This is a genomic window from Arenibacter catalasegens, from assembly GCF_002909235.1.
GTDB lineage: Bacteria > Bacteroidota > Bacteroidia > Flavobacteriales > Flavobacteriaceae > Arenibacter > Arenibacter catalasegens.
This window is the reverse complement of the sequence record NZ_PHQQ01000028.1, coordinates 71,280-81,015: the sequence shown is the minus strand read 5'-3', so window position 1 is coordinate 81,015 and position 9,736 is coordinate 71,280. Positions and strand designations below refer to the sequence as shown.

Annotated in this window: 9 protein-coding genes; 3 read left to right on the top strand and 6 right to left on the bottom strand. The window is 39.3% G+C overall.

Features of this window, described 5'->3' with window-relative positions:
* The 5 genes from CWD90_RS19060 to CWD90_RS19040 all read right to left on the bottom strand — a co-directional run.
* Positions 1-832 (bottom strand): Calx-beta domain-containing protein (locus CWD90_RS19060; RefSeq protein ID WP_205161274.1); only part of this gene is annotated, 832 nt, incomplete at its 3' end.
* A 140-nt stretch (positions 833-972) separates the two neighbouring features.
* Positions 973-1,857, bottom strand: coding sequence for an ACP S-malonyltransferase (fabD, locus tag CWD90_RS19055; RefSeq protein WP_103477657.1), 885 nt, complete (start codon positions 1,855-1,857; stop codon positions 973-975).
* Positions 1,858-2,021: 164 nt separating this feature from the next.
* A complete protein-coding gene (locus CWD90_RS19050; protein ID WP_103477656.1) occupies positions 2,022-2,531 on the bottom strand; it encodes a gamma carbonic anhydrase family protein in 510 nt (169 codons plus the stop codon).
* A gap of 101 nt (positions 2,532-2,632) precedes the next feature.
* Positions 2,633-3,364, bottom strand: a complete 732-nt coding sequence (locus CWD90_RS19045; protein WP_103477655.1) for a LytR/AlgR family response regulator transcription factor — start codon at positions 3,362-3,364, stop codon at positions 2,633-2,635.
* A 73-nt stretch (positions 3,365-3,437) separates the two neighbouring features.
* Complete coding sequence (locus tag CWD90_RS19040) at positions 3,438-5,642, bottom strand: tetratricopeptide repeat-containing sensor histidine kinase (protein ID WP_103477654.1); 2,205 nt, start codon at positions 5,640-5,642, stop codon at positions 3,438-3,440.
* A gap of 320 nt (positions 5,643-5,962) precedes the next feature.
* Between CWD90_RS19040 and CWD90_RS19035 the strand changes: the two genes are divergently transcribed.
* A complete protein-coding gene (locus tag CWD90_RS19035) occupies positions 5,963-7,141 on the top strand; it encodes a vWA domain-containing protein (protein ID WP_103477662.1) in 1,179 nt (392 codons plus the stop codon).
* Between the two features lie 186 nt (positions 7,142-7,327).
* On the opposite strand, the gene CWD90_RS19030 is transcribed toward CWD90_RS19035, so the two are convergent.
* Positions 7,328-8,320, bottom strand: a complete 993-nt coding sequence (locus CWD90_RS19030; RefSeq protein WP_103477653.1) for a PorP/SprF family type IX secretion system membrane protein — start codon at positions 8,318-8,320, stop codon at positions 7,328-7,330.
* 118 nt (positions 8,321-8,438) lie between these two features.
* Between CWD90_RS19030 and CWD90_RS19025 the strand changes: the two genes are divergently transcribed.
* Together CWD90_RS19025 and CWD90_RS19020 are read left to right on the top strand one after the other, a co-directional pair.
* Positions 8,439-9,341, top strand: coding sequence for a NifU family protein (locus CWD90_RS19025; protein ID WP_103477652.1), 903 nt, complete (start codon positions 8,439-8,441; stop codon positions 9,339-9,341).
* 69 nt (positions 9,342-9,410) lie between these two features.
* Positions 9,411-9,611 carry a dodecin family protein gene (locus tag CWD90_RS19020; RefSeq protein WP_103477651.1) on the top strand — a complete coding sequence of 67 codons (201 nt, stop codon included), beginning with the start codon at positions 9,411-9,413 and terminating at the stop codon, positions 9,609-9,611.
* The last annotated feature ends 125 nt before the right edge of the window (positions 9,612-9,736 follow it).

The window sequence follows — 9,736 nt, the reverse complement described above, 5'->3', positions numbered from 1 at the left end:
TGTCATCATTGTTTATCGTATAGGTCGTCGAGGTCGGGGCAACCAGAGAAGCATCGCCAGTGGCGGCACTTAGCCCCAGCACTATCGTCTCGTTCGGCTCCACGCCAGCATCGTTGGTTATCGAAAGGGTCGGTATAGGTATGTCAGTCGCTGTAGTTCCGTCGTACACACCAGCAGGGATGTTCACCACCTGGGGGCTCGTAAAGGTATAGTCAACACCACTGGTCGCCGTGCCGGTACCCGAATTCGTCACCGTTACTGTGGTCGCGGCCGTAACCGTTCCCGTCACGAAAAGCGTAGGGAGGTTCGCCCCAGTGTTCTCCGGACCGGATCCCGTTGCTGAGGAAAACGACACCGTAACGCTGTCATCATTGTTTATCGTATAGGTCGTCGAGGTCGGGGCCGTCACTATCACGTCGCCTGTGGGCGTACCTAGGCCCAGAACTATTGTCTCGTCAGGCTCTACAACCGCATCATCGATTATCGTTATACCTAAGGAAAACGGTGTATTGGTATAGTTCCCAATAGGAATATTGATTACAGTACTCGCCAAGGTATAGTCCGTGCCCCCACCAATGGCCGTTCCTCCAGGGGTCAAGGTCACACTGCTCGCAAGAGTCACGTTTCCATCAACCAACAAGGTGGGTAAACCTGTTCCTGCATTCTCTGCTCCGAAACCTGTAGCCGATGAAAATGTTACTGTCTGCCCATACCCATTAAACCCCAAAAACAATAGGGCACTCACAAACACCATAAACCTCAGTTTATAAGAAACCGAAAAAGTGGATAATATATTATACAGGGAATTTATTTTCATAACAGGTTCTTTCATTCAAAGATTTAAGTGGGGCACAGCTAGGCCATACCCTAAAAATGGGCACTCAATATTAAGAAAAAATAGCCCACAAGCCTAACAATACAGCTTAAATATGAATATATCAGACGAAAGGCCAAAAACTAATGTTAAGCCCTTTAAGAAAGCGCCGCAGACATGGTTTCAGCAGCAGGGTGAATTTTTTTAACCAAGCCTTGGAGCACCTTTCCTGGCCCCACTTCCGTAAACAATGTGGCACCATCAGCCACCATTTGTTGTATGCTTTGCGTCCATTTTACTGGGGCCGTCAATTGTGCTATTAAATTTGCTTTAATAGCTTCCGGATCTGTCACCGCGGTAGTGGGTACATTTTGATATATGGCACAACTTGGCGTTTTGAAAACGGTATTTTCTATAGCTGCAGCCAATTCTTCCCTGGCAGGCTCCATTAATGGGGAGTGAAACGCTCCGCCCACTGGTAACACCAAAGCCCTACGGGCTCCAGCCTCCTTCAATTTTTCACAGGCAGCATTTATGGCATCCACTTCCCCGGAAATTACCAGTTGTCCTGGGCAATTATAATTGGCCGGAACAACAATACCGGGTATTTCCGCACATATTTTTTCCACAATAGCATCATCCAAACCTAGAACAGCTGCCATAGTACTAGGCTTAATTTCACAGGCTTTTTGCATAGCCAATGCCCGTTGGGAAACCAGTTTCAATCCATCTTCAAAATTTAGTGCCCCATTGGCCACCAAAGCCGAAAATTCCCCCAAAGAATGTCCTGCCACCATATCCGGCTTAAAACTTTCGCCCATAACCTTGCTCATGATTACTGAATGTAAAAATATAGCTGGCTGCGTCACCTTCGTTTCCTTCAAATCTTCCGGAGTGCCCTCGAACATTAGATCTGTAATCGAAAAACCTAAAATTTCATTGGCGGTTTCAAACATTTTTTGAGCTAAGGGATACTTTTCATAAAGATCCAATCCCATTCCTACAAATTGCGCTCCCTGACCAGGAAAAATATATGCGTTCATATGCTTGCTTTTATTCTATTTAATATAAGGGCAAAAATAAGACTATTTGCCAAAGCGACGGTTTGGTTTTTTATCAAATATTTTACACCCACTTCCCCTACCGCTCATACACAATTTTCAATTCACACTTTTAAAAGGCATATAATTAATTCTAACCTCAAATATCACTCCTTAAACCAACTGGAATATTTTACGTAACTATGGGCTATTCGCTCTACCTCACCAACACTTAAATCGGTACTAATATCCTTTATTTTTTTTGCGGGCATTCCCGCAAAAACTGTCCCCGAGGGCACATGGGTACCCTTGGTAACCACGGCTCCGGCTGCAATGATACTATTACTTTCAACAATGCAATCATCCATAACAATACTGCCCATTCCTATTAAAACGTTGTCATGAATAGTGCAACCGTGCACAATGGCATTATGTCCTATAGAAACATTATTTCCAATATTGGTCGGCGATTTTAAATAAGTGCAATGTATTACGGCACCATCCTGCACGTTTACTTTGTTCCCCATTTTTATATAATGAACATCACCTCTTAAAACTGCATTGAACCATATACTGCATTGGCTTCCCATAACCACATCCCCAACAATGGTGGCATTCTCCGCTATATAACAGTCCTCCCCTATCTGGGGCGATTTACCATTTATGGTTTTAATCATTTTGAATTATTTTTTAATTATTTGGCCCGGTTACAATAGCTAACCACCCATTTCCATTTTAAAGTGATCTTACTCTCCAAAGGATTTTAGACAAATTTAAGCTATTCAAAAAACGATAACAAATTCTTCTTCTTAGCTGCGGAAACGGTTATTTCCTTGCCATTGGATATTACCACACTACCCCCCTTGCCCCTTTTGTATTGGACCACTTCGTTGACATTAACCAAATACGACTTATGAATGCGAGCAAAGGCATATTCCGCCAGAGCCTCCTCAAAATATTTTAATGTTTTACTCACCAAAACCTTTTTATTCTCCAAATACAGTTCCGTGTAATTGTCATCTGCTTTGCAAAATAAAATATCGGCAACATTAAGTACTTGAAAACCATCTTGTTGCGGAAGGGTAATCTTCCCGTCTACTTTATTGAATTTGGGCTTAAGTATCCGGCCTTCCATTATTTTTTCCTTTTCCCTTATTTCGGCTACATATCCCACTGCTTTTATGAGCTCATCTATACTAATGGGCTTCATTAAATAATAAGCGGCATGGGCATTTAAGGCATCTATAGCGTATTGGTTATAGGCGGTGACAAAAACCGTCTCAAAATCACGATTTGGCAGCTGATCCAATAAATCAAAAGCATTCCCAAAAGGCATCTCCACATCTAAAAACACCAAATCAAGGGCGTTTCCATTAATTAGATCGAGTCCTTCCTTAATCGTTGCCGCCTCCCCTACCAAATGAACGCTAGGGCAATATTTGACCAAGTAATTACGTAGAATTTCCCTACTATTTACTTCATCTTCTACAATTATGGCATTTAACCTCATTACTTAAATAGTATAATAAATTTAAAATCTAGACGGACAAATCAACATGCAAACTAGACAACTCATTTTTTAATCAATCCCGCTTAATAGTGAAAAGCACCTTAGTCCCTGTACCATTCGTCTCCAAGTCGGTAATAAAAACATCCACTTTATCCTTATACATATCGTTTAATATTTCTATCCTTTTCTTGATGTTACCCATACCCTTAGATTTTTGTTTCTTCTGATTTTGGGTCTTGATGGCTATGGATTTTTTTCTACCAATACCGTTGTCCGTAATCGATATCTCCAAAGTATTTTTATCCTTTTGCTTCAGTTCTATTTTCAAAAAACCCTTGTCTTCCCTATAGCGCAACCCGTGCCATATGGCATTTTCAATATAAGGTTGCAAAAGCATGGGCGGAATTTGAAAAGCATCAATATCAATATTTGGATCTTTTACAATCTCATAATCGAATTTATCCGTAAAACGGGAATGCTCTAACTTGGTGTACAGTTCCAACAATTCCAACTCTTTGGTCAGGGGAATAAAATCTTCATCAGAATTTTCCAATACAGCCCGCATCAAGGTAGAAAAATCGCTCAAATACCTGTTAGCACTTCTTTCATCGCTTTTGGCTATAAAATTATTTACAGAATTAAGGGCATTAAAGATAAAATGTGGGTTCATCTGCGACCTCAGCGATTTTAGGGCCAATAAATTATTTGCCAATTTTTGTTGCCTATTGCTCCTATAAAAGAAGTAAGTGGCCAACGCCATTAAAAGCATACCAAAAATCAAGGAATAGATAATCCAACTTTGCCGTTTTATACGTTCCTCTACCAATTGCTGCTCGGTGAGCGCCAGACTGTATTTACTTTGAGAAAGCTCCCTTTCCTGTTCCAGTCCGGAAATTCTACTTTGCTTTGAGGCAATCTCCCTATTAAAACGGGCAGCTCTGGCTATTTCCTGTTCTTTTCTAACATATAAGGTGTCTACCACAGCCACATATTGCTGATAGGTTTCCAAAGCTTTGGTGAAATCGCCCTTATACTTATAAACTTCTGACAGTTTTCTCGTGGCGTCTTTCTGGACGAACAGATCATCATCAACGTGTGCATCTTTAATACTCTCTTCCAAATACGGTATGGCCTCGTCATATTTATCTTGGGCAATGTAGGCGTTGGCTATCTTATAATTTATTCTTTGGGCCGTAATGGAATCGTTTTGATTTGATAAGCCAGCTGCTGCCACCGTAGTTTTAGGTATTTTCTTCAGATCCTCCAAGCTCTTTTTACGCAATGCTATTTCTTGCCCAAATTGATTTTTTTGATTATAAAAATCGGCCACCTTTTCCTTTTCCTGTAAAGCACGCTGAGGAGCTTGTTCTGAGGCCATTTTGAGAGAATTATCAAAATAGACATCAGCCTCCTGTAACCTATTATCCTTGGCATAGGCCCCAGCAATCTTGGAGTTTAAATCGATAGTTTTTGGTGAGATTTGATTTTTTTCTGCTACCAGTAGCCCCTCATTATAAAATGCTACAGCCTTATCAACTTCATCAAGACCAACATACGTATCCCCAAGAGATTCGTACAGCTCGACCCTTTGATAGGGTACCATTCGAGGTATTTTGATCATGGGGGATAATATTTTTTCAGCGTCCCTGTACTCCTTGTTCAATATATAGGTCTTACCCAACAACAAAGATGTTTTTAATGTTTTATTCGCCAAAAGGGCATCCTTATAACTAGAGATGGCCAAATCATATTGTTTGTGGTATTGATAGACTTCACCAAGGGTAGTATAGGAAATAGCCAACTCTTCTTTGTTATTACTTACCCCTAATTGCGAAATGGATTGGGTAATAAAATCTATGCTTTTCCGAATGTCTTCCTTCTTATAAAAATTTGCCGAATCTATATAGGCACTATACAAGGCAACTGATGCCTCCTTACTCCTGCTCTTGCTTGCCCCCATTTCCTTTCTTTCAATGGCACCCACCAAAATCGCTATATTGCTCCTACTTTTAACCCGATAGCGAACGGTTTCCCTTGCAGGGCTTTCAAATACAACCTCCTCGCCCATGCTTACCTTTATTTTGAATTCACCTCTAGCATTCGTTAGGCTATACTCTCCGCTATTGGTCGAAACCGCTACTCCCGAAACACCTTGGTTGCTTTTGCTTTCCTTGACAGTGCCCTGCACTTCAAATGGTTCACCAGTCTGAGATATTTGGGCATGCCCAGCAGCAGCACTGAACACTAGTAATAACCATATGTGAAAACATTTTACCATTACCTCAAATAATATAGGATAAACTTAATCGATTTAAGTCATACTAAAAAATGCATAATTGCATCAAACTATACCGTTTACCAACAATAAACACGCCTTACGAATCCAATTCTCTTGTTCCCTCACCCAGAAGGGCCATTCACTCATTATCGATTTTTTTTGAAATATGTTGCGCCTACTTTTAACATATGATATCACCATTTAAAATCCAAATACTAAAAAATAAGGTGATTCATTATACTGTAACTATAGTGGTAAAGCACAAGAGCCCAACCACTATAAGCAAAAAAGAATCAATGTTTAACTTAAATATAGTAGAAATGAAAAATTTACAACAAATAGTAGTTTTGAGCACAATTTTCCTAGGTATGGGCAACAGTTATGGTTCCGACCTTAATTATTTGAACAGTAGTAAAGACCCTATTGTTATCGAAGCGGCCATGGAAAGACCTAAACCAGCCAATAACCTAGTCAAAATAGCATTATTACTGGATACGAGTAATAGTATGGACGGACTCATTAACCAGGCGAAAGCACAATTATGGGATATTGTCAACAAATTTACACATGCCAAATGCGGTAATGATGGCAGACCACAATTGCAAATTGCACTTTACCAATACGGTAACGACAATTTATCTTCTAGGGAAGGTTTTATACAACAGGTCTTGGGGTTTACCAGTGATTTGGATGAGATTTCTGAAAAATTATTCTCGCTATCCACCAATGGTGGGGAAGAGTATTGTGGACAAGTAATACAAACTTCGATCAACCAACTGGACTGGGGAAAAAACCCAGACCACCTAAAGATGATCTTTATTGCCGGCAATGAACCTTTTACCCAAGGAAAATTAAATTACAAGGATGCAGTTGCCAATGCCAAGGAAAAGGACATTATTATTAATACCATTTATTGTGGCGCCTACGAGCAAGGTATAAACACCAATTGGAAAAATGGAGCACAGCTAACCGGAGGAGAATATATGGCCATAGACCACAATAGGAAAGTAGTCCACATCAACACCCCTTATGACGATGTGATCATTAGACTAAATAGTAAATTGAACAAAACGTACATCTCCTATGGTGCATTAGGTGCAGCCAAGATGCAACAGCAAAGTACCCAGGACGACAATGCTATGGAAATGGAAGAAGTTGTTGCCGTAAAAAGAGCCGTAAGCAAGTCGTCCCGACTATATTCCAATTCTTCATGGGATTTAGTGGATGCCTCTGATGAAAAGGATTTTGATATGGCTAAAATTAAAAAAGAACAATTACCTATGGAATTGCAGGGGAAATCCAAAGCGGAAATTGCAACTTACGTAGATGGCAAGAAAAAGGAACGAAACGATATTCAAAAAGAAATTCAAGAGCTGAACAAAAAAAGGGAAACCTATATTGCCGCACAGCAAAAGGATGACGAAAAAGGTGAATTGGAAAACGCCATGCTTACGGTGATTCAAAAACAGGCCGCCAAGAAAAATTACAGTTGGGAATAGCCTACTAGCTAAAGAAAGCCACTTCATAGGCTTCCTATAAGGTGGTAAAGAATATATGAATGCAAATGCTCAATGGGTCCAAATAGATTCGTTGAGCATTTAATTATAAGGTGGCTATGTATTGGGGGTAAATTGTAAGACTCAAGAAATACCTGCTATCCAAAATAGCAATATTGAGATTTGGAATTAGTAATTAACTGCCGGACATTTACAATCGTATCTTTTCTCTGATTGACCAAAGTCGTACCCCAAAGTAATTTGATGAAAGCCGCCATTATCAAATCTGACATCGCCCATTTGATACGAATAGTTATAAGACACTAGAAAATTTCTGTAATTTACCCCAACTATAGGGGTAATAAGCTGCAAACGTTGCTCTCCAAAATCTGTAGCGGTCTGGTATTGCGCACCATCAAAACTTCTCCTATAAGACAAGCCGCCCCAAACCGTTCCAAAATCTACACTCTTATAGACCTTGGCATTGATATCAATGGCCTTTTCCTGGGTAAACTCTGTATATTGAAATAATACAGAAGGTTCTAACTGCCATTCGCTCCTACCAAATACATAACCCGTGGATATTAAATATTTTCTAAGGTTATTGGACTCGATTGCGGAATATAAATCCCTGCCTCGCCCCATTAAATTGTGTATTGCGGCATGGGCATAGAACTCCATAAAATTATAGGACATCCCTAAATCCATATTAAAATAGCTAACACTGTTTCTAGAACCAGTAACAATTGGGTCTGGAATGACCGAAACAAATTCCGACTCATCCAAATTACTTTGTTGAATTCCAGCGCTTAACCCAAACGAAAGTTGATTAAGGCTCCTGTAATCCCCTCCCAGGCGCAGATGATGTGCATAAGTGAGTTTTAATCCCGTTTGGGAATGATAGCCGTTGGCATCATTAAAAAATATAGCACCAAAACCACTACTTTCCCCAACCCTAGCATGGGCATTTAAAGTTTGCAAATTGGGAGCTTCGTCAACACTAAACCATTGCTTTCTTATCGTTGCCCTAATTTTTCCTCCTTCACCAATACCCGCCATTGATGGGTATACCAAATAGTAATTATCCGCTAAATAATCAAAATAGACAGGGACACCTTCTTGTGCAAGGGACTGATAGCCTATCGCAAAAAAAGAAAGTAAAATCAATAAATGTTGTTTCATTTAAGATTAGGGGTGAATTAATAACATCGTCCAAATATAAAATATAACGGATGAAATACTACATTATTATATATGCCATTACTTAGAAAACCTTCGTACTTTTGTAAAAAATATTTAAATGAAAGAGTTTATAGTTACTGTAGTACCCACGAAGAATCCGGCGATACTAAAATTTGAAACTAATCATTTCATTACAAAAAATAATAATTACGAATTCAAAAATATAGACGAGGCTAAAAACTCACCTTTGGCCCAGCAGTTATTTTATCTGCCATTTATTAAAACGGTTTACATTTCAGGCAACTTCATTGGTCTTGAAAAATTTGATATTGTTGAATGGGACGACGTAAAAGATAGCGTAGCCCAACAGCTGGTAGAATACCTTAATGAGGGTGAACCTGTTGTAAATGATGATGAAGATCAGAAAAAGGTGGCGGTAACGGTTTATGCAGAGGTAACCCCGAATCCCGCTGTAATGAAATTTGTTACCAACAAAAAAATTGTACCAACTACTTTTGAATTCAAGAACATAGACGACGCCAAAGAATCACTGTTGGCCAAACAACTATTTATGCTTCCCTTCGTAAAAGAGGTATTTTTTGACGAAAATTATGTTTCTATAAGTAAATATGAGGTTGCGGAATGGGATGATATTACCTCGGAATTGAGAGAGAAAATAAGGGATTTTATTGCGAAAGGCCTTGAGGTGGTTTCGGCCACAAGCCTTCAACAACAAAGAACTGCAACTCCCCAAGCTAAATTAGAGGATTCAAATTTGGATAACACTTCCAAGGAAATCATAGATATATTGGAGGAATATGTAAAACCCGCAGTTGCCAGCGATGGTGGTAATATTCTCTTTAAATCGTATGATGAGAAAACAAAAACCGTTAACGTTATTTTGCAAGGTGCCTGCAGCGGATGCCCCTCGTCTACCTTTACCCTAAAGAATGGTATTGAAACCATGCTAAAAAATATGATGGGCGACAAGGTTCAGGAAGTTGTAGCCTTAAACGGCTGATTTTGACGCCTTTTAGGCTTTACTCTATGTTTTATTTATTAACTTTAAGAGAATCTAAAATCATATATTATGTCGATCTTAAAAGTTATTGAAGTACTGGCTAACTCCAACAAAGGATGGGAGGATGCCGCTAAAAAAGCTGTAGAGCAAGCTTCTAAATCAGTAAAAAATATACGTTCTGTTTACATCAAAGAACAAAGTGCAACAGTTAAGGATGGAAAACTGGACGATTATCGTGTTAACGTTAAAATCACTTTTGAGGTGAATTAATTTTATTTGAATTTCAATCAACAAGCGCCGTTAAAAGGCGCTTTTTTTTTGTAACGATCATCGCTAAAGGCTCAACCATGGCATATAACAATTGGTATTACCGTTAAGGATTAACAATTTTTTAG

What these genes read in the sequence shown, in the direction of transcription:
- fabD (WP_103477657.1), bottom strand. Translation starts at nt 1,857, where the DNA reads ATGAACGCATATATTTTTCCTGGTCAGGGAGCGCAATTTGTAGGAATG.
- CWD90_RS19050 (WP_103477656.1), bottom strand. Translation starts at nt 2,531, where the DNA reads ATGATTAAAACCATAAATGGTAAATCGCCCCAGATAGGGGAGGACTGT.
- CWD90_RS19045 (WP_103477655.1), bottom strand. Translation starts at nt 3,364, where the DNA reads ATGAGGTTAAATGCCATAATTGTAGAAGATGAAGTAAATAGTAGGGAA.
- CWD90_RS19040 (WP_103477654.1), bottom strand. Translation starts at nt 5,642, where the DNA reads ATGGTAAAATGTTTTCACATATGGTTATTACTAGTGTTCAGTGCTGCT.
- CWD90_RS19035 (WP_103477662.1), top strand. Translation starts at nt 5,963, where the DNA reads ATGAAAAATTTACAACAAATAGTAGTTTTGAGCACAATTTTCCTAGGT.
- CWD90_RS19030 (WP_103477653.1), bottom strand. Translation starts at nt 8,320, where the DNA reads ATGAAACAACATTTATTGATTTTACTTTCTTTTTTTGCGATAGGCTAT.
- CWD90_RS19025 (WP_103477652.1), top strand. Translation starts at nt 8,439, where the DNA reads ATGAAAGAGTTTATAGTTACTGTAGTACCCACGAAGAATCCGGCGATA.
- CWD90_RS19020 (WP_103477651.1), top strand. Translation starts at nt 9,411, where the DNA reads ATGTCGATCTTAAAAGTTATTGAAGTACTGGCTAACTCCAACAAAGGA.